Here is a 26,405-nt window from a genome sequence, read left to right as displayed (position 1 = left end):
CCTGGGGACGATGAGGTGGGGTTTCGATGAACGCGCCGTACGACGGTGACCGCGGTCAGGGCGCGGGCGGAGGCGGGCACTACGGCGGGCAGCCTCCCGCCGCCGACCCCGTGCCTCCGCAGGACCCGTACAACCAGGCCCCGTACAACCAACCTCAGTACGACCAATCTCAGTACGACCAGGCTCAGTACAACCAGGCTCCGTACAACCAGGACCCGTACATCCAGGACGCCTACGGCTACGACCCCTACCGGGGCCAGGACCTCTCCGCCCAGGACCCGGTGGCCGAGGCGCTCTACGACCGCTCGGCGCACCCGCCGCCACCCCCGGGCACGTACCAGGAGCCGCAGCCGCTCTACCAGCAGCCCGTGGCGCCCCAACACGCCCCCGACCCCCGCATCTGGGCGCAGACCCCGCCGCCCGAGCCGGACGGCCCCTCCCGCCACCTGCCGTACGGCGACGACGCCAGGACCGTCCAGTTCACCGGGGTCGACGACCTGGTGACCCACGCCGCCGACGAGCGCGAGCAGCCGGACGCCTTCGCCCACCTCTTCCGCGACCAGCAGACGCCCGGCGCGGCGCCCCCGGCACCGCCCGCGCCGCCCCCGGCACCCGCCCCGCCCAAGAAGTCGGGCGGCCGCGCCTCCGGGCTGCTGAAGTCCAGCGCGGTGATGGCCGCGGGCACCCTGGTCTCGCGCCTCACCGGTTTCGTCCGCTCCGCGATGATCGTCGCGGCCCTGGGCGTCGCCATCCTCGGTGACTCCTTCCAGGTCGCGTACCAGCTGCCGACGATGATCTACATCCTGACCGTCGGCGGCGGCCTCAACTCCGTCTTCGTGCCGCAGCTCGTCCGGGCCATGAAGGAGGACGAGGACGGCGGACAGTCGTACGCCAACCGGCTGCTGACGCTCGTCATGGTCGTCCTGGGCACCCTCACGGCCCTGGCGATGGTGGCCGCACCGCTCCTGGTGAAGTTCCTGTCGCTGCCGGTGGCGAACGATCCGGCGGCCAACGACGTCGCCGTCACGCTGCTGCGCTACTTCCTGCCCTCGATCTTCTTCATGGGCGTCCACGTCGTGATGGGGCAGATCCTCAACACGCGCGGCCGGTTCGGCGCGATGATGTGGACCCCGGTCCTCAACAACGTCATCATCATCGCCACGCTCGGCGCGTTCCTCTGGGTGTACGGCAGCGCGTCCACCTCCGGCATCTCCGCGGAGACCATCCCGACGGAGGCCGTGCGGCTGCTCGGCGTCGGCGTCCTGCTCGGCATGGTCGTGCAGTCCCTCGCGATGCTCCCCTATCTGCGCGAGTCCGGCTTCAAGCCGCAGCTGCGCTTCGACTGGAAGGGCCACGGCCTCGGCAAGGCCGCCATGCTCGCCAAGTGGACGATCCTGTTCGTCCTCGCCAACCAGGCGGGCGCGCTGGTCGTCACCCAGCTCTCCACGTCGGCGGGCAAGGACTCGGGCGTCGCCGGTACCGGCATCGCGGCCTACGCCAACGCCCAGCTCATCTGGGGACTCCCGCAGGCGATCATCACCGTCTCGCTGATGGCGGCCCTGCTGCCCCGGCTGGCCCGCTCGGCCAACGAGGGCGACAGCGGCGCCGTACGCGACGACATCTCCCAGGGACTGCGCACCACAGCCGTCGCGATCGTCCCCATCGCCTTCGGGTTCGTCGCTCTCGGCGTCCCGATGTGCACCCTGATGTTCGGCTCATCGGGCACGGGCAGCGCCACGAACATGGGCTACATGCTGATGGCCTTCGGCCTCGGCCTGATCCCCTACTCCGTGCAGTACGTCGTCCTGCGTGCCTTCTACGCGTACGAGGACACCAGGACGCCCTTCTACAACACGGTCATCGTGGCCGCCGTCAACGCCGGTGCCTCCGCCCTCTGCTACTTCGTCCTGCCGTCCCGCTGGGCCGTCGCCGGCATGGCCGCCTCGTACGGCCTGGCCTACGCCATCGGTGTCGGCGTGGCGTGGCAGCGGCTGCGCAAGCGGCTGGGCGGCGACCTGGACGGCGCCCGCGTCCTGCGTACGTACGCCCGTCTCGGACTGGCCTCGGTGCCCGCGGCCGCCCTCTCGGGCGGAGCCGCGTACGGGATCACCCAGGTGCTCGGGCAGGGTCCGTTCGGGTCGCTGGCCGCGCTGGTGGGCGGCGGAGTCGTGCTCCTCGGGATCTTCTTCGTCGCGGCGCGGAAGATGCGGATCGAGGAGCTCAATGCCCTGGTCGGAATGGTCCGAGGGCGGCTCGGACGCTAGTGGGGCACGTCCCCGCACAACCATCGCCCACCGCCGCGTGTCGTGCATAGCACCGGACTGTGGGCACAATTGGCATGACTGTGCAGAGCTGGCTGGCATCGCGCAACGGATGGGGAGGCAGGAACGACGGTGGCGGAACGTAGCACGACTGCCGTCGACGTGGCCGACAACAGCGGCGATGAGCCGTTGACCGCCAAGGCGGGCGAGGCCACGGCCGACGGGGTCGCGAAAGCCCAGGACCCGGCGGACAAGAGCGCACGGGAGGCGGACGGCGAGCGCAAGGCGGCCGAGCCGCCCACGGTCGCCACTCCCGAGCTGCACAGCGGCCACAAGTTGGCCAGACGCTACCGGCTGGAGGAGTGCGTCACCCGTCTGGACGGTTTCAGCAGCTGGCGCGCGGTCGACGAGAAACTGCGCCGTGCGGTGGGCGTCCACGTGCTGCCCGCCGACCACTCCCGGGCCCGCTCGGTCCTGGCCGCCGCCCGCTCATCCGCGCTGCTCGGCGACCCCCGGTTCGTTCAGGTCCTGGACGCGGTCGAGGAGAACGACCTCGTCTACGTCGTCCACGAGTGGCTGCCCGACGCCACGGAGCTCACCACCCTGCTCGCGTCCGGGCCGCTGGAGGCGCACGACGCCTATCAGCTCGTCAGCCAGGTGTCCCAGGCCATGGCCGCGGCGCACCGCGAGGGGCTCGCGCATCTGCGCCTCACCCCCGGCGCGGTGCTGCGCAGCTCGACCGGCCAGTACCGGATCCGCGGCCTCGCCGTGAACGCGGCGCTGCGCGGCATCAGCGCCGAGCGGCCGCAGCGCACCGACACCGAGGCGATCGGCGCCCTGCTGTACGCGGCGCTGACGCAGCGCTGGCCGTACGAGAACGACGCGCACGGCCTCTCCGGCCTGCCCAAGGGCGTCGGCCTCATCGCCCCCGACCAGGTCCGGGCCGGGGTCCACCGCGGCCTCTCCGAGCTGGCGATGCGCGCCCTGGCCAACGACGGCGCCACCGCGTCCCGCCAGGAACCGCCCTGCACCACGCCCGACGAGCTGGCCAAGGCCGTGGCCGCGATGCCCCGCGTCCGCCCGCCGGAGCCCACGTTCACCGCCCCGCCCGAGTACCAGCGCACCACGTACCAGCAGGGCACCTACGGACGGCCGCCCGGCCTCCCGACGACGGCGACCGCCCAGGTCGCCGCGCACCACCCGCCGCGCCCGCTGCAGAGCCGCACCGGGAAGGTCCTCAAGTGGGCCGTCTCCGCGCTGCTCATCGCGGCGCTCGGGCTGGGCAGCTGGCAGCTGGCCGAGGCGGTGCTGGGACGGGGCGGGAACTCCGGTGACACGGACTCCTCCGAGACCAACCAGACCGGCGGCAAGCCGGTCAAGCCCGCGCCGCCGAAGCCGATCGCCATCGAGGACGCCACCGACTTCGACCCGCTGGGAGACGGCGCCGAGAAGCCCAGGGACGTGCCGAAGACGTACGACGGCGACCCGGGCACCTACTGGCAGACCGACGCCTACTACGGCTTCTCCAACTTCGGCAACAAGAAGAAGGGGCTCGGGCTCATCCTGGACCTCGGCAAGGTGCAGAAGGTCGGCAAGGTGGACGTCACGTTCGTGGGCAACACGAAGGTGGAGCTCCGGGCCGCTGCCGCCGACGCGTCGAGCCGTCCGACCTCGCTGGACGCCTTCAGCAAGGTCGCCGAGGGGAGCGGAACGAGTGTCTCGCTCAAGCCGGGGAAGGCTGCCGAGGCACGCTATGTTCTCGTCTGGCTGACCGACCTGCCGAGCGACGGCGGAGACTCGTACCGGGGCAGGATCTCGGAGATCAAGGTCAGCACCTGACGAACGGGAGGGGAGGGGCTCACCGTTGGAAGACGCCGCACTCGACGGCATAGCCGACCAGGAACTCCTGGCGCGGCACGTCGCGGGCGACCCGGACGCCTTCGGTGAGCTCGTACGGCGTCACCGCGACCGTCTGTGGGCCGTGGCCCTGCGCACCCTGGGGGACCGCGAGGAGGCCGCTGACGCCGTCCAGGACGCGCTCGTCTCCGCCTTCCGCGCGGCCCACACCTTCCGCGGCCAGTCCGCCGTCACGACCTGGCTGCACCGCATCACCGTCAATGCCTGCCTCGACCGGGCCCGCAAGGCCGCCTCCCGCAGGACGGCCCCGGTGGACGACACCGAGCGGCTGGAGCAACTGCTCGAACCCCATGAGTCCGCCGAGGCCCCCGCCGAACGCCAGGACCTCCACCGCCAGCTCCTGGCCGCGCTCGCCACCCTGCCCGTCGAACAGCGCGCGGCGCTCGTCCTGGTCGACATGCAGGGGTATCCCGTGGCCGAGGCCGCCAAGGCCCTCGACGTGCCGGTCGGGACGGTGAAGAGCCGCTGTGCCCGGGGTCGCGCCCGACTGGTCCCGATGCTCACTCATCTGCGCGACGAGAGCAGGGGTAACAGTGACGTCGGCGTGGGAAGGAACCGGACGCAGGGGACATCCGTCCCACCGGAGCCGAGTCCCGAAGACCCGGGACCGAACGATCAGACTGCTGTGAAGGGCGGAGGTGGGCGCACGTGACATCCACGACCGACGAGGCCGACACAGCACAGCACCCGGACGTCTCGGAGATCTCCGACCTCACCGAGGGGATCCTCCCGCAGTCCCGCACGGCCGACGTACGACGGCACCTGGAGAGCTGCGAGCTCTGCGCCGATGTGCACACCTCGCTTGAGGAGATCCGCGGCCTGCTCGGGACCCTGCCGGGGCCACAGCGCATGCCCGCCGACATCGCAGGCCGTATCGACGCCGCTCTCGCCGCCGAGGCCCTGCTCGACGCCACGATGCCGGAGTCCGTCGAGAGTGCCGCGCATGTTTCACGTGAAACAACGCCGATCCGCACCATGGAGCCCACTGCCGTGACCCGGCCCAGCGGGCGCCCACGGGCCGCTGTAGGACCGGGCCGCGACGCCCAACGGAGGCGGCGTCGGCACACGGCCGTCTTCGGAGCCGCCTTCGGTGCCGCGGTGGTCCTCGGGGTGGGCGTCTTCGCCCTCCAATCGAACTCACAGTCGGACAACGCCACTGGAGGAAGGGCGGCGGAAGGCGCGAAAATGGCCGGAGACCGGCTCTTCTCCAATGTGGCGATCGAGAGCAAGGTCCAGACCCTGCTCGGTCAGAAGCCGAAGCTCCAGGAGAGCGCACCGGGCACGAAGTCCGGGAAGCCGTCATCCATGGGCACAGCGAATTCGGAATCGCCGACCGCGGGCGTCCAGGAAGAGGGCGGCACCGCCTTCCACACGACCGACGTTCCGGCGTGTGTACTGCAGGGAACCGGGCGCACGACGGATCCACTGGCGGCCGAGCACGGACGGTTCGAGGGCTCCGACGCCTATCTCCTCGTCCTGCCCGATCCCTCCGATGCCGAACGCGTCCAGGCGTACGTCGTCGCCGCCTCCTGTGTGAACGCCTCGCCGCCCGCCAAGGGAGAGCTCCTTCTCAGCCAGGTCTACCCCCGCCGCTGACACTCCGCCGACGCTGCTCGGGCCTCTCGGGAATGCACGCCCCGTAGGATCCGTTGGGTGGGGTGAGAGTCGATGGACCCACCCCAGTAGGCAGTAGGCAGTCTGCAGAGACGAGGAATCAACCCGTGAGCGACGTCCGTAACGTGATCATCATCGGCTCCGGGCCGGCCGGGTACACCGCAGCGCTGTACACCGCGCGCGCGGCGCTCAAGCCGCTGGTCTTCGAGGGTGCCGTCACCGCAGGCGGTGCGCTGATGAACACCACCGATGTGGAGAACTTCCCCGGCTTCCGCGACGGCATCATGGGTCCCGACCTCATGGACAACATGCGCGCGCAGGCCGAGCGTTTCGGTGCCGAGCTGATCCCCGACGACATCGTCTCCGTCGACCTGACCGGGGACATCAAGACCGTCACGGACACCGCGGGCACGGTCCACCGCGCCAAGGCCGTGATCATCACGACCGGCTCGTCCTACCGCAAGCTCGGCCTGCCGAACGAGGACGCGCTGTCCGGCCGCGGCGTCTCCTGGTGCGCCACCTGCGACGGGTTCTTCTTCAAGGACCACGACATCGTCGTGGTCGGTGGCGGTGACACCGCGATGGAGGAGGCCACCTTCCTCTCGCGGTTCGCCAAGTCCGTGACCATCGTCCACCGCCGCGACAGCCTGCGCGCCTCCAAGACGATGCAGGAGCGTGCCTTCGCCGACCCGAAGATCAAGTTCGCCTGGGACAGCGAGGTCGCCGAGATCCAGGGCGACCAGAAGCTCTCGGGTCTGGTGCTGCGCAACACCAAGACCGGCGAGACCTCCCCGCTCCCGGTGACCGGCCTCTTCATCGCCGTGGGCCACGACCCGCGCACCGAGCTCTTCAAGGGCCAGATCGACCTGGACGACGAGGGCTACGTGAAGGTCGAGGCCCCCACGACCCGAACGAACCTCACCGGTGTGTTCGCCGCCGGTGACGTCGTGGACCACACCTACCGACAGGCCATCACCGCTGCCGGTACCGGCTGCTCCGCCGCCCTCGACGCCGAGCGCTTCCTCGCCGCGCTGACGGACGACGAGAAGGCCGCCACGTCCGTCTGAGCCACACACCCCCTCCCCACACCCCCGTAAAGCAAGGAGGTTGCCATGGCTGGCACCCTGAAGAACGTTACTGACGCAGACTTCGAGGAGACCGTCCTCAAGAGCGACAAGCCGGTCCTGGTGGACTTCTGGGCCGCCTGGTGCGGTCCGTGCCGCCAGATCGCCCCCTCCCTGGAGGCGATCGCGGCCGAGCACGGCGACAAGATCGAGATCGTCAAGCTCAACATCGACGAGAACCCGGCCACCGCCGCGAAGTACGGCGTCATGTCCATCCCGACGCTGAACGTCTACCAGAACGGCGACGTCGCCAAGACGATCGTGGGCGCGAAGCCGAAGGCCGCGATCGTGCGCGACCTTGAGGACTTCATCGGCGACGAGGTCGTCAAGGGCTGACGCCACGCTGTTTCACGTGAAACATGTGGGCCCGACTCCTGAGGGAGTCGGGCCCACCGCGTTGTCCACCGCGCTCTACAGCGGTCGCAGCGCGGGTTCCTTCTGTACCGCCCCCAGCAGTCTGTCGAGCGCCATCTCCACGTCTTCCTTCCAGGAGAGCGTGGTGCGCAGCTCCAGTCTCAGCCGGGGATGACGCGGATGCGGCCGTACGGTCTTGAAGCCGACCGCCAGCAGATGGTCGGCGGGCAGCACACAGGCGGGCTCGTTCCAGCGGGTGTCGCCGAACGCCTCGATCGCCTTGAAGCCCCGCCGCAGCAGATCCTTGGCGACCGTCTGCACGATCACTCGTCCCAGACCCTGCCCCTGATAGCCGGGGGCGATCCACGCCGTCATCAGCTGCACGGCGTCCGACGAGACCGGACTGGTGGAGAAGGCCGTGGAGCGCGGTACGTACGCCGGGGGCGCGTAGAGCACGAAGCCCACCGGCACCTCATCGACGTAGACGACCCGGCCGCAGGATCCCCAGTCCAGGAGAACGGCGGAGATCCACGCCTCCTTCTCCAGGTCGGACGTGCCGGCCGTTACCGCGGCCTCTCCGCTGACCGGGTCGAGTTCCCAGAAGACACACGAACGGCAGCGTTTGGGAAGGTCCGGAAGGTTGTCCAGCGTGAGCGGTACGAGCCGACGCCCCATGAAGGGTGTTCCTCACTTCCCTCGCCTGCCGCACCGAGCGCGGCCGACAGCGCGCTCCGCTCCCTGAGCAGGCTGCCGATGAACCCGCCCACGGCTCCAAGCCCCAGGCCCGCTGTCAGCAGTTGGTTGCGGCTCACCGATCGCATGGTCTCTGCCCTCCCATTGAGCCCTCCGAGTGAGATGGACCAGGGTGGAAGCGCCGTACCAGAACGCATCGTATCCACCGGGCGATCGGACGGATACCGAGAGACGGGAAAGGGCGGGCCATGTTCCGGTCAGTACCGGAACATGGCCCGCCCTCGTGGACCGGGGACGGCTCAGTCCTCGCCGTCCTCCGTCTCCTCGTCCTTGAGGACCTTCTCCATCAGCTTGCCCTCGCCGGGAGCGAGGCTGCTGAGGATGCGGTCCAGGTCCTCCACCGAGGCGAACTCGACGACGATCTTGCCCTTCTTCTGCCCCAGGTCGACCTTCACCCGGGTTTCGAAGCGGTCGGAGAGCCGAGCGGCCAGATCACTGAGCGCGGGCGAGACCAGGGCACCGGCACGCGGGCCCTTCGACTTGGTCGAGCTCTTGGGGCGGGTGCCCATCAGGGTCACGATCTCTTCGACCGCCCGCACCGAGAGCCCCTCGGCCACGATGCGGTAGGCGAGCCGGTCCTGCTCCTCGGAGTCGTCGATCGAGAGCAGCGCCCTGGCGTGCCCCGCCGACAGCACCCCGGCGGCCACCCTGTTCTGTACCGCGGGAGAGAGCCGCAGCAGGCGCAGCGTGTTGGAGACCTGCGGACGCGAGCGCCCGATCCGGTCCGCCAGCTGGTCGTGCGTGCAGTTGAAGTCCTTGAGCAGCTGGTCGTAGGCGGCCGCCTCTTCCAGCGGGTTCAGCTGGGCCCGGTGCAGGTTCTCCAGGAGCGCGTCCAGCAGCAGCTTCTCGTCGTCGGTGTCCCGCACGATGGCGGGGATGCGCTCAAGGCCGGCCTCGCGGCAGGCCCTCCAGCGCCGCTCGCCCATGATGAGCTCATAGCGCTCGGACGCCACCTGACGTACGACGACGGGCTGGAGGAGCCCGACCTCCTTGATGGAGGTGATCAGTTCGTCGAGGGCGTCCTCGTCGAACACCTCTCGGGGCTGACGCGGGTTGGGCGTGATGGAGTCCAGCGGCAACTCGGCGAAGTACGCGCCCGCCACCAGGGCGGGCTCGTCCTCCGGCTCGGGCGCGACCGGCTCCGGCTCCACCGGAGGCGAGGGCAGCGTGGTCAGCTTCGCCGCCGCCACTCCACGGTCCGTCGTGAGCACCGGTACGGCACCCGACGACATCGCACCCGAACCGATCGACGGGCCGGCCTTCTCCTGGGGGGCGGCGGGGATCAGCGCACCGAGCCCACGCCCCAGTCCCCTACGACGCTCACTCACTGAATCCCCTCCGACATGATCTGCTGGTTGTCCTGTGCGCCCGCATGGGCCTGCGCCGGGTCGTAGTGGATCCCGACCCCCCGCAGCGCGATCTCACGCGCGGCTTCGAGATAGGAGAGCGCGCCGCTGGAACCCGGGTCGTAGGTCAGCACCGTCTGTCCGTAGCTCGGTGCCTCCGAGATGCGCACCGACCGCGGAATGTTGGTCCGCAGCACTTCCTTGCCGAAGTGGCTCCGCACTTCGTCCGCGACCTGCGAGGCGAGTCGCGTCCTGCCGTCGTACATGGTGAGCAGGATCGTCGAGACGTGGAGCGTCGGGTTCAGATGGCCGCGCACCAGATCGACGTTGCGCAGCAGCTGACCGAGCCCTTCCAGCGCGTAGTACTCGCACTGGATGGGGATCAGCACCTCGGCCCCGGCCACCAGTGCGTTGACGGTCAGCAGACCGAGCGACGGCGGGCAGTCGATCAGGATGTAGTCCAGCGGCTGCTCGTACGCCTGGATGGCGCGCTGCAGTCGGCTCTCCCGTGCCACCAGCGACACCAGCTCGATCTCCGCACCGGCGAGATCGATGGTGGCGGGGGCACAGAAGAGGCCTTCGACGTCGGAGACCGGCTGCACCACCTCGGAGAGCGGACGGCTCTCCACCAGGACGTCGTAGATGGAAGGGACCTCGGCGTGGTGGTCGATCCCCAGTGCTGTGGAGGCGTTGCCCTGCGGGTCGAGGTCGATCACCAGGACCCGTGCGCCGTGGAGAGCGAGCGAGGCGGCCAGGTTGACCGTCGTCGTGGTCTTCCCTACGCCGCCCTTCTGGTTGGCGACGACCATGATCCTGGTCTGGGCCGGTCGGGGCAGACCCTCACCGGCGCGGCCGAGTGCCTCGACCGCCAGCTGGGCCGCACGGCCGATGGGGGTGTCGTCCATCGACGGCGATGTTTCACGTGAAACATCCGCTGCCGCCGACTCGGTACGGGGACCGGGGACCGGATCGGTCATCGGTCCCGCGATGTTGGCGTCGGACCGCAAGGATTCACTCTCCTCGACTTCAGGCTCGGAATGCTCAGAGCCTGCCATGCTTTCGGGGTCGTGAACCAGCGAGGCCCGCTCTTCTGTGGATGAATCCACGTCTGTGGACAACTCCGTAGCCCTTGTGGACCTCAGTCCGCGGGGCAAGGCAGCCGCACGACCGCGACTGATGATCCCATGCAGCAGAGAGCGATGTTTCACGTGAAACACGATGCCCGCGCATGCACGGCAGGAGCGCTACGACACTCCGAAGGAAGCGTCAGCGGCGACGCCGGGTGCGCCCGCTCCTCGCTGCCTTGGCGCGCTTCGCGGCGAACCTGACACCGCCGGGGCTCTCCCCGACCTCGACCCGCACCACGGTGGTGAGCGGATCGACGACGCCCTCACCCACGTGCAGCACCTCGGAGGACACCGCACCGAGCTTGATCAGAGCGGCACGCGCGCTCTTGATCTCCTCCTCGGCGGTGTCGCCCTTGAGCGCCAGCATCTCTCCGTAGGGCCGCAGCAGCGGAACGCCCCAGCCCGCGAGGCGGTCCAGCGGCGCCACCGCGCGCGCCGTCACGACGTGGACGGGCTGGAAGGTGCTGAGCACTTCCTCGGCACGGCCCCGCAGCACAGTCACGTGGTCGAGGCCGAGCAGCTCGACGACCTCCTGGAGGAAGTTCGTGCGCCGCAGCAGGGGCTCAAGGAGCGTGATCTTGAGGTCGCGGCGCACCAGCGCCAGCGGGATGCCGGGCAGACCGGCGCCCGAACCGACATCGCACACGGTGACGCCCTCGGGCACCACCTCCGAGAGCACCGCGCAGTTCAGCAGGTGCCGCTCCCACAGCCTGGGGACCTCACGCGGGCCGATCAGCCCTCGCTTGACTCCCGCGTCCGCGAGCAGCTCCGCGTACCGGACGGCATCGGGGAAGTACTCGCCGAATACCGCCCGCGCCTCTTCCGGCGCCTGCGGGAGCTCCGCTGCTTCCGTCACCGGGAACCGTCCTTCCGTACCGCGCTACCAAAACTGTGGTTGCTGACTATCAGGCTGACAAAGATCGGCCCCGCCTGCGAACAGACGGGGCCGAGTGGCAATGGTCCGGTCAGGCCGGGAGCACGACGACGAAGCGCTGCGGCTCCTCGCCCTCGGACTCGCTGCGGAGACCCGCCGCCGCGACCGCGTCGTGGACGACCTTGCGCTCGAAGGGCGTCATCGGGTCCAGCTTCACCGGCTCACCGGAGTTCTTCACCTCGTCCGCGGCCTTGGCGCCGAGCTCCGCGAGCTCGGTGCGCTTCTTGGCCCGGAAGCCCGCGATGTCCAGCATCAGCCGACTGCGGTCACCGGTCTCGCGGTGCACGGCGAGCCGGGTGAGCTCCTGGAGCGCCTCCAGCACCTCACCGTCGCGGCCCACCAGCTTCTGGAGGTCGCGGCCGCCCGAGTCGCTGATGATCGAGACGGCGGCACGGTCCGCCTCGACGTCCATGTCGATGTCGCCGTCGAGGTCGGCGATGTCGAGCAGACCCTCCAGGTAATCGGCCGCGATCTCCCCTTCCTGCTCAAGGCGGGTCAGGGTGTCGGCGCCCTCGGGCGCGGAGGGGGTGGTGCCTTCCGTCACGGGATGGACTCCTTCTTACTTCTTGGTCGGGTGCTTGGGCCGCTGCGGACCCTTGCGCTGCCCGGACTTGGCCTGACGTGCGGAACCGGAGGCGGACTTGCCACCCGACGCGGGCTCGGCGTCCTGCGCCTCGGCCGACTTCTCCAGCGAGGTCTTGGCGGTCACGGCCTTGGCCGGACCCGGCGTACTGGCGGTCTGGCGCTTCGCCTTGGTCTGGCGCTTGGGCTGCTGACGCTTGGCGGCGGTGCCGTCCGCCTCGGCCGCGGGAACGTCGCTCTTCACCACGGAGCCGTCGGCCTCGGCGGCCAGACCGGCCTTCGCCAGGCCCGTGATGAACTTCCGCTCGATCTCGTTGCGGTTGGAGCCCTTCTCCACGAGCCGCTTCACCGCACCGCGCCGGGTGCGTCCGCGGACCTCGCCGTGCGTCGTGACGCTCTTCAGCAGGCGGGTCAGGTACTGCTCCTGCGCCTTGCTGCCCGGGGTCGGGTTCTGGTTGATCACGTACATCTGCTGGCCCAGGGTCCACACGTTGGTGGTCAGCCAGTAGACGAGGACGCCGACGGGGAAGTTGATGCCCATGACGGCGAAGATGACCGGGAAGATGTACATCAGCATCTTCTGCTGCTGCATGTACGGCGTCTTGACCGTGAGGTCGACGTTCTTGGTCATCAGCTGGCGCTGCGTGAAGAACTGCGACGCCGACATCATCACGATCATGATCGCGGTGACGATGCGGACGGAGTTCAGCGAGGCGTCGAGCGCGGCGACCTTGTCCGGGCTGTCCATGAACTTCGCCGCGATCGGGGCGCCGAAGATGTGGGCCTGCCGGGCACTGTCGACCAGCGCCTGGTTCATCGCGCCGATCTCCTTGCCCGACGCGATGTTGGACAGCACGTGGTACAGGGCGAAGAAGAACGGCGACTGCGCCAGGATGGGAAGGCACGAGGAGAGCGGGTTGGTGCCCGTCTCCTTGTACAGCTTCATCATCTCTTCGGACTGACGCTGCTTGTCGTTCTTGTAGCGCTCCTGGATCGCCTTCATCTTCGGCTGGAGCACCTGCATGTTCCGGGTCGACTTGATCTGCTTCACGAAGAGCGGGATCAGGCAGACGCGGATCACGATCACCAGGGACACGATGGACAGGCCCCAGGCCCAGCCCGTGTCAGGACCGAAGATCGCTCCGTACAGCTTGTGGAACTGGACGATGACCCAGGAAACAGGCCAGGTGATGAAGCTGAACAGACTGGCAATCGTGTCCACTAATCAGGCTCCTTGAGCATTGGGCGAGGTCTCTGCGGCCGGGCTCGGGGGTCCGGATGCGGCCCCTGGGGGCTGCACGCCGGCGGCGGACTGCCCGCCCTTGTCACCGCGCACCGCATTGCGCAGCGATTCGTGCCAGCGCGGCCGCTTGCGGGGCGGAACGTGATCCACACCGCCGGGCGACCACGGATTGCACCGCAGAATGCGCCAGGCGGTCAGGGCCGTCCCCTTCAGCGCGCCATGCCGGTCGATGGACGTGTATCCATAGTGGGAGCACGACGGGTAGTACCGGCAGACGGGCCCCAGGAGAGGGCTGATCGTCCACTGGTACAGCTTGATGAGAGCCAGCAGTGGGTACTTCACCGCGCACCCCTTCCCAGTAGCCGCTCAAGGGCGGCATCCAGGTCTTGGGTCAGCTGTGCTTGGTCGGCATCGCCCGCACCGGGCAGTGCCCGTACGACCACCAGGCTACCGGGGGGCAGCTGCGTGACACGTTCGCGCATCAGGTGACGCAGTCTTCGCTTCACCTGGTTACGGATTACGGCGCCGCCCACTGCCTTGCTCACGACGAAACCCGCACGTGTCGGGGGAGTCTGCTCCCCCGACACGTGCGGGTCCGTTGAACCACTGCGCAGATGGACGACCAGAAGCGGGCGGCCAGCCCGGCGTCCTCGTCGTACCGCGGTCGCGAAGTCCTCGCGCCGCCTCAGCCGATTCTCGGAAGGCAGCACGTCATGACCTGTACGAGATCAGGCGGACAGGCGGGCGCGACCCTTGGAACGGCGGTTCGCCAGGATGGCGCGGCCGGCACGGGTCCGCATGCGCAGGCGGAAGCCGTGGGTCTTCGCGCGACGACGGTTGTTCGGCTGGAAGGTGCGCTTGCTCACTCGGGGGCTCCAGAAGTAAATCGTTGATGGCGGGTGCATCGCCTGGCTGTCACCGTGCGCCCACGAGTAGCTCGCGTATACGCCCGAGTGCACCGCTTCGTGATCACTGATCGTGATCGTTGCCCATCGGAGGCAGGCGGCAGCAGCCATCGACAACTCGACCTGGTTACGGTACGCGCGGCTACGCCATCCGGTCAAACCGGGGGCGCTCGGGGGCCCACTGTGCACAGCCTGTGGACAAAAACTTGAAGCACGCAAGGCGCCACGACTACCGTGTCTGAACTCGGATTCTCTTCCCTTGTGTCCTTGCCTGTCCGTCCCGTCCCGTCCCAAGAACCACACCTTCGTGGGACTCGTGAGAGAGCGTGCCCTGTGGCTGACGTACCTGCCGATCTTGCCGCAGTGTGGCCGCAAGTGCTGGAACAGCTCCTCGGAGACGGCCAGCAGGGCATCGAAGCGAAGGACAAGCAGTGGATCGAGCGGTGCCAGCCGCTCGCCCTGGTCGCCGACACGGCGCTGCTCGCCGTCCCCAACGAATGGGGCAAGCGCGTCCTGGAGGGCAGGCTCGCGCCGCTCATCAGCGAGACGCTGAGCCGCGAGTGCGGCCGTCCGATCCGGATCGCGATCACCGTCGACGACTCGGTCGGCGAGTCCCCCGCGCCGTCGGGCCCGGCCGGTCCGTCCGCGGCCCCGCCGCAGCACTCCCAGCCCCAGCACCCGCAGCAGCCCCGCTACCAGGGCCCGCAGCACGACGAGCGCCCCCAGCAGGGCGAGGGCTACGACGGCTACGGGCACCGGCCCGCCGACGACGGGCTGCCGACCGCCCGCCCCGCCTACCCGGACTACCAGCAGCAGCGCCCGGAGCCCGGCGCCTGGCCGCGCACGTCCGAGGACATCTCCTCCTGGCAGCAGCCCCGGCTCGGCGGCTTCCAGGAGCGCGAGGCGCCGGCGGACCAGTGGCGCGAGCCCTACGGCCAGGCCCACCCCCAGCAGCCGCAGCACGACTACCGGCCGCAGCCGCCCGAGCGGCAGCAGCCCCAGCAGTCCTATGAGTCCCACCGCCCCGAGCGCCCGGAGCGCCGCGACCTTCCCGAGCCCCAGCAGCCGCACCGCGGCGGTCCCGGCAGCGGCCACGGCAGCGGTACGGGGCCGCTCGGCGCCCAGCCCTCGCAGCCGCCCGGCCCCGGTGAGCCGCACGCCAGGCTGAACCCGAAGTACCTCTTCGACACGTTCGTCATCGGTTCGTCGAACCGGTTCGCGCACGCGGCCGCCGTGGCCGTGGCGGAGGCGCCCGCGAAGGCGTACAACCCGCTCTTCATCTACGGCGAGTCGGGGCTCGGCAAGACGCACCTGCTCCACGCGATCGGCCACTACGCGCGCAGCCTCTACCCGGGCACCCGGGTCCGCTACGTGAGCTCCGAGGAATTCACCAACGAGTTCATCAACTCCATCCGCGACGGCAAGGGCGACACGTTCCGCAAGCGCTACCGCGACGTGGACATCCTGCTGGTCGACGACATCCAGTTCCTCGCGAGCAAGGAGTCGACGCAGGAGGAGTTCTTCCACACCTTCAACACGCTGCACAACGCCAACAAGCAGATCGTGCTGTCCTCGGACCGCCCGCCCAAGCAGCTGATGACGCTGGAGGACCGGCTCCGCAACCGCTTCGAGTGGGGCCTGACCACCGACGTGCAGCCGCCCGAGCTGGAGACGCGCATCGCGATCCTCCGCAAGAAGGCGGTGCAGGAGCAGCTGAACGCCCCGCCGGAGGTGCTGGAGTTCATCGCGTCCCGCATCTCGCGCAACATCCGCGAGCTGGAGGGCGCGCTGATCCGCGTCACGGCGTTCGCCTCGCTCAACCGCCAGCCGGTCGACCTGGGGCTCACGGAGATCGTCCTCAAGGACCTGATCCCCGGCGGCGAGGACTCGGCCCCCGAGATCACGGCGAGCGCCATCATGGCGTCGACCGCGGACTACTTCGGGCTGACGGTCGAGGACCTGTGCGGATCGTCGCGCAGCCGGGTGCTGGTGACGGCCCGGCAGATCGCCATGTACCTCTGCCGCGAGCTCACCGACCTCTCGCTGCCGAAGATCGGCGCGCAGTTCGGCGGCCGCGACCACACGACGGTGATGCACGCGGACCGCAAGATCCGCGCGCTGATGGCCGAGCGGCGCTCCATCTACAACCAGGTCACGGAGCTGACCAACCGCATCAAGAACGGCTGAGACCGCTTCGTACGGCCCTCTGGAAGGCGCTCGGGGACAACGCTCCCCGGGCGCCTTTTCGCGTTCCCGAGCCCGTCGAGACCCTGTCACGGACCCGTCGAGACCCCGTCGAGGACCCGCCGAGGACCCCGTCCGGGGCCTGCCGGCGGCACGCCCGCGCTTCGTCAGGACGGCTCCTGCGCGCGTCCACAGGCGCTCCGAAACCGCCCCAGGACCACCCCGGAACCGCTCTTCAAACCTCTCCGACGGGCGTCCGGCAGCCGTCCGCGGGGCGTCCCGCACATGACGGCTGTTCGAATACCGGCTGGTCAGCGGCAGTTCTCCACAGATCTGTGCGGAATCCTCCGTCCACAGGCTGGGGACTGCGAAGTTGTCCAGACGGCATCCACAGGGGCGACTGCTGAAAGTTCATCACACCAGGTCAGGTGGTTGTGGATTTGTGGTCAACCGCGTTCCACAGACTGTGGATAAAAACTTCATCCACAGGTGTGGATCGAGGTTGTCCACGGGCGGTCCACAGGCTGGGGGAGGTTGCCCACAGCTTCCCCACACCCCTGTCCACTGTTCGGCAACCCGACACCCGGCCTCACCGGCCCGAGTGAAAGGCGTCACACCAATGAGGTCGGTTGGGCTGTGGGGAACGTGGGTAAAGCTGGGGACAGCGCTGGGGAGAAGTAGGGGCTACCTGTGCATCGGGTGTGCAGAACTTTCCCGCGTCCACAGAAGACCGGGGTTATCCACCGGCTCCACCCACAGGCGCGGTGGACAAAAAACAGGCGCTGACCTGCGTAGACGGGGTTATCCACGGTTTCCACAGGCCCTACTACTACTCCCACTTAGAGTTAGCTCGGATTTCGTTTGGAAGACGGGGCTGTGCACAACTCGGCGCCGGACCTCCCGACGCCACTTGTCGCGACTTGACCCCGAGCCGCAGCGACTGTCAGTGCCGTACGTCAGACTGGTCTCCGGCGTCACAGCCGACGACGAAGGCCAGCAGGGCGAGCGAGCAACAGCAGGAGGCGGTTCCGGTGAAGATCCGGGTGGAGCGCGATGTACTCGCGGAGGCAGTGGCCTGGGTGGCCCGAAGCCTCCCGGCCCGTCCGCCGGCGCCCGTGCTCGCGGGCCTTCTCCTGAAGGCGGAGGACGGCGCCCTCAGCTTCTCCAGCTTCGACTACGAGGTCTCCGCGAAGGTCTCGGTGGACGCCGAGATCGACGAGGACGGCACGGTCCTGGTCTCCGGCCGCCTGCTCGCCGACATCTGCCGCGCCCTCCCCAACCGCCCGGTGGAGATCTCCACAGACGGTGTACGGGCGACGGTCGTCTGCGGCTCCTCGCGATTCACACTCCACACCCTTCCTGTGGAGGAGTACCCGGCGCTGCCCGAGATGCCGACCGCCACGGGCACCGTCCCCGGCGAGGTCTTCGCGTCCGCGGCCGCCCAGGTCGCCATCGCCGCCGGCCGCGACGACACGCTGCCCGTCCTCACCGGTGTGCGCATCGAGATCGAGGGCGAGACGGTCACCCTGGCCTCCACCGACCGCTACCGCTTCGCGGTCCGCGAGTTCCTGTGGAAGCCGGAGAACCCGGACGCCTCCGCGGTCGCCCTGGTGCCCGCCAAGACGCTCCTGGACACCGCCAAGGCCCTGACCAGCGGTGACACGGTCACGCTCGCGCTGTCGGGCTCCGGCGCCGGTGAGGGCCTGATCGGCTTCGAGGGCGCGGGCCGCCGCACCACGACCCGGCTGCTCGAAGGCGACCTGCCGAAGTACCGCACGCTGTTCCCCACCGAGTTCAACTCGGTCGCGGTCATCGAGACCGCCCCGTTCGTCGAGGCCGTCAAGCGCGTCTCGCTCGTCGCCGAGCGCAACACCCCGGTGCGCCTCAGCTTCGAGCAGGGCGTGCTGATCCTGGAGGCCGGCTCCAGCGACGACGCACAGGCTGTGGAAAGGGTCGACGCCCAGCTCGACGGCGACGACATCTCCATCGCCTTCAACCCGACCTTCCTGCTCGACGGCCTGAGCGCCATCGACTCCCCGGTCGCGCAGCTGTCCTTCACGACGTCCACCAAGCCCGCGCTGCTCAGCGGCCGTGCTGCGATGGACGCCGAGGCGGACGACGCGTACAAGTACCTGATCATGCCGGTGCGTCTGAGCGGCTGACCCCGCAGGTGAGTGCCCGCGTCCCGGCGTAGGCTCGGACGCGGGTACGAAACGCCTCAACGCCAAAGGAACATGTGATGGAGCTCGGTCTCGTCGGCCTCGGCAAGATGGGCGGCAACATGCGCGAGCGCATCCGCCGCGCAGGCCACACCGTCATCGGATACGACCGCAACCCCGACCTCGCGGACGTCCACAGCCTCAAGGAGCTTGTGGACGGCCTCCAGGGCCCCCGCGTCGTGTGGGTGATGGTCCCCGCCGGCGCCGCGACGCAGTCCACCATCGACGAGCTCGCGGAGCTGCTGCAGCCCGGCGACGTCGTCGTGGACGGCGGCAACTCGCGCTGGACGGACGACGAGAAGCACGCCGAGGAGCTGAAGGCCAAGGGCATCGGCTTCGTCGACTGCGGCGTCTCCGGCGGCGTGTGGGGCCTGGAGAACGGCTACGCGCTGATGTACGGCGGCGACGCCGAGAACGTCGCCAAGGTGCAGCCGATCTTCGACGCCCTCAAGCCCGAGGGCGAGTTCGGCTCGGTGCACGCGGGCAAGGTCGGCGCGGGCCACTTCGCGAAGATGGTCCACAACGGCATCGAGTACGCCATGATGCAGGCGTACGCCGAGGGCTGGGAGCTGCTGGAGAAGGTCGACTCCGTGGAGAACGTCCGCGAGGTCTTCCGCTCCTGGCAGGAGGGCACGGTCATCCGCTCCTGGCTGCTCGACCTCGCGGTCAACGCGCTGGACGACGACGAGCACCTGGACCAGCTGCGCGGCTACGCACAGGACTCCGGCGAGGGCCGGTGGACCGTCGAGGCCGCCATCGACAACGCCGTGCCGCTGCCCGCCATCACCGCGTCGCTCTTCGCGCGCTTCGCCTCGCGCCAGGACGACTCGCCCCAGATGAAGATGATCGCGGCCCTGCGCAACCAGTTCGGCGGCCACGCGGTCGAGAGCAAGAAGTAACCGGCGCACAGCCGGGGGAGGTCGGCCCACACCCATGCACGTCACGCATCTGTCGCTGGCCGACTTCCGCTCGTACGCCCGGGTCGAGGTCCCGCTCGACCCGGGCGTCACCGCGTTCGTGGGCGCCAACGGGCAGGGGAAGACGAACCTCGTCGAGGCCGTCGGCTACCTCGCCACGCTCGGCAGCCACCGCGTCTCGTCCGACGCCCCCCTCGTCCGCATGGGCGCCGAGCGGGCCGTCGTCCGGGCCGCGGTCACCCAGGGCGAGCGCTCCCAGCTGGTGGAGCTCGAACTCAACCCGGGGCGCGCCAACCGGGCCCGCATCAATCGATCGTCGCAGGTCAGACCACGTGACGTACTGGGGATCGTACGGACCGTGCTGTTCGCGCCGGAAGACCTGGCGCTCGTCAAGGGCGACCCGGGCGAGCGCCGGAAGTTCCTCGACGAGCTGATCACCGCGCGCTCCCCGCGCATGGCGGGCGTCCGCTCCGACTACGACCGGGTCCTCAAGCAGCGCAACACCCTCCTCAAGTCCGCCGCCATGGCCCGCCGCCACGGCGGCCGCGGCATGGACCTGTCCACGCTCGACGTCTGGGACCAGCACCTGGCCCGCGCGGGCGCCGAGCTGCTCGCCCAGCGCCTCGACCTGATCGGCGCGCTCCAGCCGCTGGCCGACAAGGCGTACGAACAGCTGGCGCCCGGCGGCGGTCCGCTGTCCCTGGAGTACAAGCCGTCCGCGCCCGGCCCCGGCCTCAGCCGCGAGGAGCTGTACGAACAGCTGCTCGCCGCGCTCTCGGAGGCGCGCAAGCAGGAGGTCGAGCGCGGCGTGACGCTGGTCGGCCCGCACCGCGACGACCTGCTGCTCCACCTCGGCCGGCTGCCCGCCAAGGGGTACGCGAGCCACGGCGAGTCCTGGTCGTACGCGCTGGCGCTCCGGCTGGCCTCGTACGACCTGCTGCGCGCCGAGGGCAACGAGCCGGTGCTGGTGCTCGACGACGTCTTCGCGGAGCTGGACGCGCGGCGCAGGGAACGGCTGGCGGAGCTGGTGGCGCCCGGCGAGCAGGTGCTGGTGACGGCCGCCGTGGACGACGACGTGCCGGGGGTGCTGGCAGGGGCGCGGTACGCGGTCGCCGCGGGCGAGGTGGCTCGGGCATGAGCGGACCGGCCGAGCAGTCACCGGGGCCCGGGGACGCGGGCAAGCCGAAGGAGCCCGAGGCTTCCGGGATCGACCTGGCGCGGGTCGCGCTGCGCGCCGCTCGGGAGCAGGCGCGGGCGCGCGGGGCCGCGGCGCAGCAGAAGAAACAGGCCAAGCGGGGCGGCGGGCTCAGGTCGGGGGCGCGGGCCGACGGCCGCGACCCGATGGCGCTGGGCTCCGCGATCAACCGGCTGATCACCGAGCGGGGCTGGGAGACGCCCGCGGCGGTGGGCGGCGTGATGGGCCGCTGGCCGCAGATCGTGGGCGAGGACCTGGCGAAGCACACGGTGCCGCTGCGGTACGACGAGGAGCCCGACGAGCGGGTGCTCACCGTGCAGTGCGACTCCACGGCCTGGGCGACGCAGGTGCGGCTGCTCGCGCCGACGCTCGTGGCGCGGCTCAACGAGGACCTGGGGCACGGCACGGTCCGGATGATCAAGGTCCTCGGGCCCGGCGGCCCCGCGCGGCGGTACGGACCGCTGCGCGCGCCAGGGAGCACGGGGCCGGGGGACACGTACGGCTGAGGCCTGCGGCCGGTGCGCGCGGCGGCGGGCCGGGGGCGTGGTGCGCGGGTGCGGTCGGGGTGCGGCCGCTGTGCGAAGAGCTCGTGAAGATGTCCCGTGGCCCCAGTGCTGCCCCAGGGCCTCTGTGGGGCGGTAAAACCCCTGGTGGGAACAGGTGTGGGGTGGGTGCAACCGGGTGTGTGCCATGAGGCGTCCCTCACGGTGGCCGGTGGTTGACAGGCCGAAGCGCTGAGCGCCCGTGTGAGGCGACTGGAGCCCCTCCCCTGATATGGGGAGTCGTTCCGCGCCCGCTCAGGGCGGCACATGCGGACTCAGGTACCGGCAAACCCCCATTCATGTCAGCGCTACCGGTAGACTGGTAGGTAATCCCGCCAGACTCGCGGGAACGTCGATTTAATGCCGAACGACGCAGCCGCTCCCGCCTGTCCGGAGAACGGCTCGTGCTGTGCCAGAAAGGGCGCTTCGTGGCCGATTCCGGCAACCCCAACGAGAGCAATCCGTCCACTGTCGTCGGTGAGAACGGCGAGGTCACCTCCTCGTACGACGCCAGCGCGATCACCGTCCTCGAAGGCCTGGACGCGGTCCGCAAGCGACCTGGCATGTACATCGGCTCGACCGGTGAGCGTGGTCTGCACCACATGGTGCAGGAAGTCGTCGACAACTCCGTCGACGAGGCCCTGGCCGGGCACGCGGACACGATCGACGTGACGATCCTGCCCGACGGCGGTGTCCGCGTGATCGACAACGGTCGCGGCATCCCCGTGGGCATCCACCCGGTGGAGAAGAAGCCCGCCGTCGAGGTCGTGCTCACGGTGCTGCACGCGGGCGGCAAGTTCGGCGGCGGCGGCTACGCCGTCTCCGGCGGTCTGCACGGCGTCGGCGTCTCCGTCGTGAACGCGCTGTCGACCAAGCTGGCCGTCGAGATCAGGACGGACGGCTACCGCTGGACGCAGGAGTACAAGGGCGGCGCCCCGACCGCGCCGCTCGAACAGCACGAGGCCACGGACGAGACGGGCACCTCGGTCACCTTCTGGGCCGACGGCGACATCTTCGAGACCACCGAGTACTCCTTCGAGACCCTCGCGCGGCGCTTCCAGGAGATGGCCTTCCTCAACAAGGGCCTGACCATCAAGCTGACCGACGAGCGCGAGTCGGCGAAGGCGGTCGTGGGCGCGGACAGCGCCGAGGAGACGGGCGAGCAGCAGGTCCTCTCCGTCACGTACCACTACGAAGGCGGCATCGTCGACTTCGTGAAGTACCTGAACTCCCGCAAGGGCGAGCTCATCCACCCCACGGTCATCGACGTCGAGGCCGAGGACAAGGAGCGGATGCTCTCCGCCGAGATCGCCATGCAGTGGAACTCGCAGTACAGCGAGGGGGTCTACTCCTTCGCCAACACGATCCACACGCACGAGGGCGGTACGCACGAGGAGGGCTTCAGGGCCGCGCTGACGGGCCTGGTCAACCGGTACGCGCGCGACAAGAAGCTGCTGCGCGAGAAGGACGACAACCTCTCGGGCGAGGACATCCGCGAGGGCCTGACCGCGATCATCTCGGTCAAGCTCGGCGAGCCCCAGTTCGAGGGCCAGACCAAGACGAAGCTCGGCAACACCGAGGCGAAGACCTTCGTCCAGAAGGTCGTCCACGAGCACCTGACGGACTGGTTCGACCGCAACCCGGTCGAGGCCGCGGACATCATCCGCAAGTCGATCGCCGCGCAGACCGCGCGCGTCGCGGCCCGCAAGGCCCGCGACCTGACCCGCCGCAAGGGCCTGCTGGAGTCGGCCTCGCTGCCGGGCAAGCTCTCGGACTGCCAGTCCAACGACCCGACGAAGTGCGAGATCTTCATCGTCGAGGGCGACTCCGCCGGCGGCTCGGCGAAGTCCGGCCGCAACCCGATGTACCAGGCCATCCTGCCCATCCGCGGCAAGATCCTGAACGTCGAGAAGGCGCGCGTCGACAAGATCCTGCAGAACACCGAGGTCCAGGCGCTGATCTCGGCCTTCGGCACCGGGGTCCACGAGGACTTCGACATCGAGAAGCTCCGCTATCACAAGATCATCCTGATGGCGGACGCCGACGTCGACGGCCAGCACATCAACACCCTGCTGCTCACCTTCCTCTTCCGCTTCATGCGTCCGCTGGTCGAGGCCGGGCACGTCTACCTCTCGCGCCCGCCGCTCTACAAGATCAAGTGGGGCCGGGACGACTTCGAGTACGCGTACTCGGACCGCGAGCGCGACGCCCTGGTCGAGCTGGGCAAGCAGAACGGCAAGCGGATCAAGGAAGACTCGATCCAGCGCTTCAAGGGTCTGGGCGAGATGAACGCCGAGGAGCTGCGCGTCACCACCATGGACGTCGACCACCGCGTGCTCGGCCAGGTCACCCTGGACGACGCGGCGCAGGCCGACGACCTGTTCTCGGTGCTGATGGGCGAGGACGTCGAGGCGCGGCGCTCCTTCATCCAGCGCAACGCCAAGGACGTTCGCTTCCTCGACATCTGAGTCGGTCTCAGCTGACCGTACGAAAGGACTGACGACCAGCAATGGCCGACGAGAACACCCCCACCACCGCCGAAGACGAGGGTCCCGTGCTGCGGATCGAGCCCGTCGGGCTCGAAACCGAGATGCAGCGCTCGTACCTCGACTACGCGATGTCCGTCATCGTGTCGCGCGCGCTGCCCGACGTGCGGGACGGCCTCAAGCCCGTGCACCGCCGCGTGCTGTACGCGATGTACGACGGCGGCTACCGGCCCGAGAAGGGCTTCTACAAGTGCGCCCGCGTCGTCGGTGACGTCATGGGCACCTACCACCCGCACGGCGACTCCTCGATCTACGACGCCCTGGTGCGCCTCGCCCAGCCGTGGTCGATGCGGATGCCGCTGGTGGACTCCAACGGCAACTTCGGTTCCCCGGGCAACGACCCGGCCGCCGCCATGCGGTACACCGAGTGCAAGATGATGCCGCTGTCCATGGAGATGGTCCGGGACATCGACGAGGAGACCGTCGACTTCCAGGACAACTACGACGGCCGCAACCAGGAGCCGACGGTCCTCCCGGCGCGCTTCCCGAACCTGCTGGTCAACGGCTCGGCGGGCATCGCGGTCGGCATGGCGACCAACATTCCGCCGCACAACCTCCGCGAGGTCGCGGCCGGTGCCCAGTGGTACCTGGAGAACCCCGAGGCTTCGCACGAGGAGCTGCTGGACGCGCTGATCGAGCGCATCAAGGGCCCCGACTTCCCGACCGGCGCCCTCGTGGTGGGCCGCAAGGGCATCGAGGAGGCGTACCGGACGGGCCGCGGCTCGATCACGATGCGCGCCGTGGTCGCGGTCGAGGAGATCCAGAACCGCCAGTGCCTGGTGGTCACGGAGCTTCCGTACCAGACCAACCCGGACAACCTCGCGCAGAAGATCGCCGACCTGGTGAAGGACGGCAAGGTCGGCGGCATCGCCGACGTCCGCGACGAGACGTCCTCGCGCACCGGCCAGCGCCTGGTGATCGTCCTCAAGCGGGACGCGGTCGCCAAGGTCGTGCTCAACAACCTCTACAAGCACACCGACCTCCAGACCAACTTCGGCGCCAACATGCTGGCGCTGGTCGACGGCGTGCCGCGGACCCTGTCGATCGACGCGTTCATCCGCCACTGGGTGACGCACCAGATCGAGGTCATCGTCCGGCGTACGCAGTTCAGGCTGCGCAAGGCCGAGGAGCGGGCGCACATCCTGCGCGGCCTGCTCAAGGCCCTGAACGCCATCGACGAGGTCATCGCGCTGATCCGGCGCAGCCAGACCGTCGAGATCGCGCGCGAGGGCCTGATGGGCCTGCTGGAGATCGACGAGATCCAGGCCAACGCGATCCTGGAGATGCAGCTCCGCAGGCTCGCCGCCCTGGAGCACCAGAAGATCACCGCCGAGCACGACGAGCTCCAGGCGAAGATCAACGAGTACAACGCGATCCTGGTGTCGCCCGAGCGCCAGCGCACGATCGTCAGCGAGGAACTGGCCGCGATCGTCGACAAGTTCGGCGACGACCGCCGCTCGGCCCTGGTGCCGTTCGACGGCGACATGTCCATCGAGGACCTGATCGCCGAAGAGGACATCGTCGTCACGATCACCAACGGCGGCTACGTCAAGCGGACGAAGACCGAGGACTACCGCTCGCAGAAGCGCGGCGGCAAGGGCGTGCGCGGCACGAAGCTGAAGCAGGACGACATCGTCGACCACTTCTTCGTCTCCACCACGCACCACTGGCTGCTCTTCTTCACCAACAAGGGCCGCGTGTACCGCGCCAAGGCGTACGAGCTCCCGGACGCCGGCCGGGACGCGCGCGGTCAGCACGTCGCCAACCTGCTGGCCTTCCAGCCGGACGAGCAGATCGCCGAGATCCTGGCGATCCGCGACTACGAGGCCGCGCCCTACCTGGTGCTCGCCACCAAGGCCGGCCTGGTCAAGAAGACCCCGCTGAAGGACTACGACTCCCCCCGCTCGGGCGGCGTCATCGCGATCAACCTCCGGGAGACGGAGGACGGCAGCGACGACGAGCTGATCGGTGCCGAGCTGGTGTCCGCCGAGGACGACCTGCTGCTCATCAGCAAGAAGGCGCAGTCGATCCGCTTCACCGCGACCGACGACGCACTTCGGCCAATGGGGCGCGCGACTTCGGGCGTCAAGGGCATGAGTTTCCGCGAGGGCGACGAACTGCTCTCGATGAATGTGGTCCGGCCGGGTACTTTCGTGTTCACTGCCACCGACGGCGGGTACGCGAAGCGCACCCCCGTCGACGAGTACCGCGTCCAGGGCCGCGGCGGCCTCGGCATCAAGGCTGCCAAGATCGTGGAGGACCGCGGGTCGCTCGTCGGCGCGCTGGTGGTCGAGGAGACCGACGAGATCCTCGCCATCACGCTCGGCGGCGGTGTGATTCGTACGCGAGTCAACGAAGTCAGGGAGACGGGCCGTGACACCATGGGCGTCCAACTGATCAACCTGGGCAAGCGCGATGCCGTCGTCGGCATCGCTCGTAACGCCGAGGCCGGTCGCGAGGCCGAAGAGGTCGACGGTCCCGAGGGGGCCGACGACGCCGCGGTCGAGGGCGGCGACGCAGTGTCGGCAGCCGAGGGCACCCAGCCCTCGGCCGGGGAGCACGAGGAGTAGAGCGTGAGTGGAGCCACGGGTGCCGGTTCGGCCGGTCCGGCCGCTTCCGGACCTGGAGCGAGCGGCGCCCGT

At 69.3% G+C, this 26,405-nt stretch carries 22 protein-coding genes; 13 read left to right on the top strand and 9 right to left on the bottom strand.

What is annotated here, in order from left to right; translation table 11 throughout:
• The first annotated feature begins 26 nt into the window (after positions 1–26).
• The 6 genes from murJ (at position 27) to trxA (ending at position 7,252) form a co-directional block, all read left to right on the top strand.
• Positions 27–2,264, top strand: a complete 2,238-nt coding sequence (gene murJ / locus ACIBNE_RS14205) for a murein biosynthesis integral membrane protein MurJ (RefSeq protein ID WP_399271495.1) — start codon at positions 27–29, stop codon at positions 2,262–2,264.
• Positions 2,265–2,393: 129 nt separating this feature from the next.
• Positions 2,394–4,100, top strand: a complete 1,707-nt coding sequence (locus ACIBNE_RS14200) for a protein kinase family protein (RefSeq protein WP_399271496.1) — start codon at positions 2,394–2,396, stop codon at positions 4,098–4,100.
• A gap of 25 nt (positions 4,101–4,125) precedes the next feature.
• Positions 4,126–4,830, top strand: a complete 705-nt coding sequence (sigM, locus tag ACIBNE_RS14195; protein WP_399271497.1) for an RNA polymerase sigma factor SigM — start codon at positions 4,126–4,128, stop codon at positions 4,828–4,830.
• Complete coding sequence (locus ACIBNE_RS14190) at positions 4,827–5,774, top strand: hypothetical protein (protein WP_399271498.1); 948 nt, start codon at positions 4,827–4,829, stop codon at positions 5,772–5,774. Before sigM ends, ACIBNE_RS14190 begins: the two co-directional genes overlap by 4 nt.
• 125 nt (positions 5,775–5,899) lie before the next feature.
• On the top strand, positions 5,900–6,859 hold the full coding sequence (trxB, locus tag ACIBNE_RS14185; RefSeq protein ID WP_399271499.1) for a thioredoxin-disulfide reductase: 960 nt from the start codon (positions 5,900–5,902) through the stop codon (positions 6,857–6,859).
• Positions 6,860–6,904: 45 nt separating this feature from the next.
• Positions 6,905–7,252: a thioredoxin gene (gene trxA / locus ACIBNE_RS14180; RefSeq protein ID WP_399271500.1), complete on the top strand. Its 348-nt coding sequence runs from the start codon at positions 6,905–6,907 to the stop codon at positions 7,250–7,252.
• A gap of 75 nt (positions 7,253–7,327) precedes the next feature.
• Here trxA and ACIBNE_RS14175 read toward each other — a convergent pair whose 3' ends face one another.
• The 9 genes from ACIBNE_RS14175 to rpmH all read right to left on the bottom strand — a co-directional run bounded on the left by ACIBNE_RS14175 (position 7,328) and on the right by rpmH (position 14,121).
• Entirely contained in the window at positions 7,328–7,945 is a 618-nt protein-coding gene (locus ACIBNE_RS14175) for a GNAT family N-acetyltransferase (RefSeq protein ID WP_399271501.1), read from the bottom strand.
• 317 nt (positions 7,946–8,262) lie between these two features.
• Positions 8,263–9,351, bottom strand: coding sequence for a ParB/RepB/Spo0J family partition protein (locus ACIBNE_RS14170; protein WP_399271502.1), 1,089 nt, complete (start codon positions 9,349–9,351; stop codon positions 8,263–8,265).
• A complete protein-coding gene (locus ACIBNE_RS14165) occupies positions 9,348–10,424 on the bottom strand; it encodes a ParA family protein (RefSeq protein WP_399271503.1) in 1,077 nt (358 codons plus the stop codon). The genes ACIBNE_RS14170 and ACIBNE_RS14165 overlap by 4 nt, the downstream gene beginning before the upstream one ends.
• A gap of 211 nt (positions 10,425–10,635) precedes the next feature.
• A complete protein-coding gene (gene rsmG, locus ACIBNE_RS14160; protein WP_399271504.1) occupies positions 10,636–11,352 on the bottom strand; it encodes a 16S rRNA (guanine(527)-N(7))-methyltransferase RsmG in 717 nt (238 codons plus the stop codon).
• Positions 11,353–11,461: 109 nt separating this feature from the next.
• Positions 11,462–11,974 carry a protein jag gene (locus ACIBNE_RS14155; protein WP_399271505.1) on the bottom strand — a complete coding sequence of 171 codons (513 nt, stop codon included), beginning with the start codon at positions 11,972–11,974 and terminating at the stop codon, positions 11,462–11,464.
• Between the two features lie 15 nt (positions 11,975–11,989).
• The gene (gene yidC, locus ACIBNE_RS14150) at positions 11,990–13,234 is read right to left on the bottom strand and encodes a membrane protein insertase YidC (protein WP_399271506.1); all 1,245 of its coding nucleotides are present in this window, start codon (positions 13,232–13,234) and stop codon (positions 11,990–11,992) included.
• A gap of 3 nt (positions 13,235–13,237) precedes the next feature.
• Positions 13,238–13,597: a membrane protein insertion efficiency factor YidD gene (gene yidD, locus ACIBNE_RS14145; RefSeq protein ID WP_399271507.1), complete on the bottom strand. Its 360-nt coding sequence runs from the start codon at positions 13,595–13,597 to the stop codon at positions 13,238–13,240.
• On the bottom strand, positions 13,594–13,965 hold the full coding sequence (gene rnpA, locus ACIBNE_RS14140; protein WP_399271508.1) for a ribonuclease P protein component: 372 nt from the start codon (positions 13,963–13,965) through the stop codon (positions 13,594–13,596). The genes yidD and rnpA overlap by 4 nt, the downstream gene beginning before the upstream one ends.
• Before the next feature lie 18 nt (positions 13,966–13,983).
• Positions 13,984–14,121, bottom strand: coding sequence for a 50S ribosomal protein L34 (rpmH, locus tag ACIBNE_RS14135; protein ID WP_182853871.1), 138 nt, complete (start codon positions 14,119–14,121; stop codon positions 13,984–13,986).
• 372 nt (positions 14,122–14,493) lie between these two features.
• On the opposite strand from rpmH, the gene dnaA reads away from it, so the two are divergent.
• The 7 genes from dnaA (at position 14,494) to gyrA (ending at position 26,333) form a co-directional block, all read left to right on the top strand.
• Positions 14,494–16,347, top strand: coding sequence for a chromosomal replication initiator protein DnaA (gene dnaA, locus ACIBNE_RS14130; RefSeq protein WP_399271509.1), 1,854 nt, complete (start codon positions 14,494–14,496; stop codon positions 16,345–16,347).
• A gap of 1,028 nt (positions 16,348–17,375) precedes the next feature.
• Positions 17,376–18,506, top strand: a complete 1,131-nt coding sequence (gene dnaN, locus ACIBNE_RS14125; protein WP_399271510.1) for a DNA polymerase III subunit beta — start codon at positions 17,376–17,378, stop codon at positions 18,504–18,506.
• Between the two features lie 77 nt (positions 18,507–18,583).
• Positions 18,584–19,462 carry a phosphogluconate dehydrogenase (NAD(+)-dependent, decarboxylating) gene (gene gnd / locus ACIBNE_RS14120; protein WP_399271511.1) on the top strand — a complete coding sequence of 293 codons (879 nt, stop codon included), beginning with the start codon at positions 18,584–18,586 and terminating at the stop codon, positions 19,460–19,462.
• A gap of 34 nt (positions 19,463–19,496) precedes the next feature.
• Positions 19,497–20,618, top strand: coding sequence for a DNA replication/repair protein RecF (recF, locus tag ACIBNE_RS14115; RefSeq protein ID WP_399271512.1), 1,122 nt, complete (start codon positions 19,497–19,499; stop codon positions 20,616–20,618).
• Positions 20,615–21,181 carry a DUF721 domain-containing protein gene (locus ACIBNE_RS14110; protein WP_399271513.1) on the top strand — a complete coding sequence of 189 codons (567 nt, stop codon included), beginning with the start codon at positions 20,615–20,617 and terminating at the stop codon, positions 21,179–21,181. Before recF ends, ACIBNE_RS14110 begins: the two co-directional genes overlap by 4 nt.
• Positions 21,182–21,621: 440 nt before the next feature.
• Positions 21,622–23,685, top strand: a complete 2,064-nt coding sequence (gene gyrB / locus ACIBNE_RS14105; protein ID WP_399271514.1) for a DNA topoisomerase (ATP-hydrolyzing) subunit B — start codon at positions 21,622–21,624, stop codon at positions 23,683–23,685.
• Between the two features lie 41 nt (positions 23,686–23,726).
• Positions 23,727–26,333, top strand: coding sequence for a DNA gyrase subunit A (gene gyrA, locus ACIBNE_RS14100; RefSeq protein WP_399271515.1), 2,607 nt, complete (start codon positions 23,727–23,729; stop codon positions 26,331–26,333).
• The last annotated feature ends 72 nt before the right edge of the window (positions 26,334–26,405 follow it).

Origin of the sequence: Streptomyces sp. NPDC050504, from assembly GCF_044458065.1 — a bacterium.
Taxonomy (GTDB): domain Bacteria; phylum Actinomycetota; class Actinomycetes; order Streptomycetales; family Streptomycetaceae; genus Streptomyces.
This window is presented reverse-complemented; position numbering and strand designations above follow the sequence as displayed.

What these genes read in the sequence shown, in the direction of transcription:
- ACIBNE_RS14165 (WP_399271503.1), bottom strand. Translation starts at nt 10,424, where the DNA reads ATGGCAGGCTCTGAGCATTCCGAGCCTGAAGTCGAGGAGAGTGAATCC.
- ACIBNE_RS14175 (WP_399271501.1), bottom strand. Translation starts at nt 7,945, where the DNA reads ATGGGGCGTCGGCTCGTACCGCTCACGCTGGACAACCTTCCGGACCTT.
- ACIBNE_RS14110 (WP_399271513.1), top strand. Translation starts at nt 20,615, where the DNA reads ATGAGCGGACCGGCCGAGCAGTCACCGGGGCCCGGGGACGCGGGCAAG.
- murJ (WP_399271495.1), top strand. Translation starts at nt 27, where the DNA reads ATGAACGCGCCGTACGACGGTGACCGCGGTCAGGGCGCGGGCGGAGGC.
- gyrA (WP_399271515.1), top strand. Translation starts at nt 23,727, where the DNA reads ATGGCCGACGAGAACACCCCCACCACCGCCGAAGACGAGGGTCCCGTG.
- gnd (WP_399271511.1), top strand. Translation starts at nt 18,584, where the DNA reads ATGGAGCTCGGTCTCGTCGGCCTCGGCAAGATGGGCGGCAACATGCGC.
- trxA (WP_399271500.1), top strand. Translation starts at nt 6,905, where the DNA reads ATGGCTGGCACCCTGAAGAACGTTACTGACGCAGACTTCGAGGAGACC.
- recF (WP_399271512.1), top strand. Translation starts at nt 19,497, where the DNA reads ATGCACGTCACGCATCTGTCGCTGGCCGACTTCCGCTCGTACGCCCGG.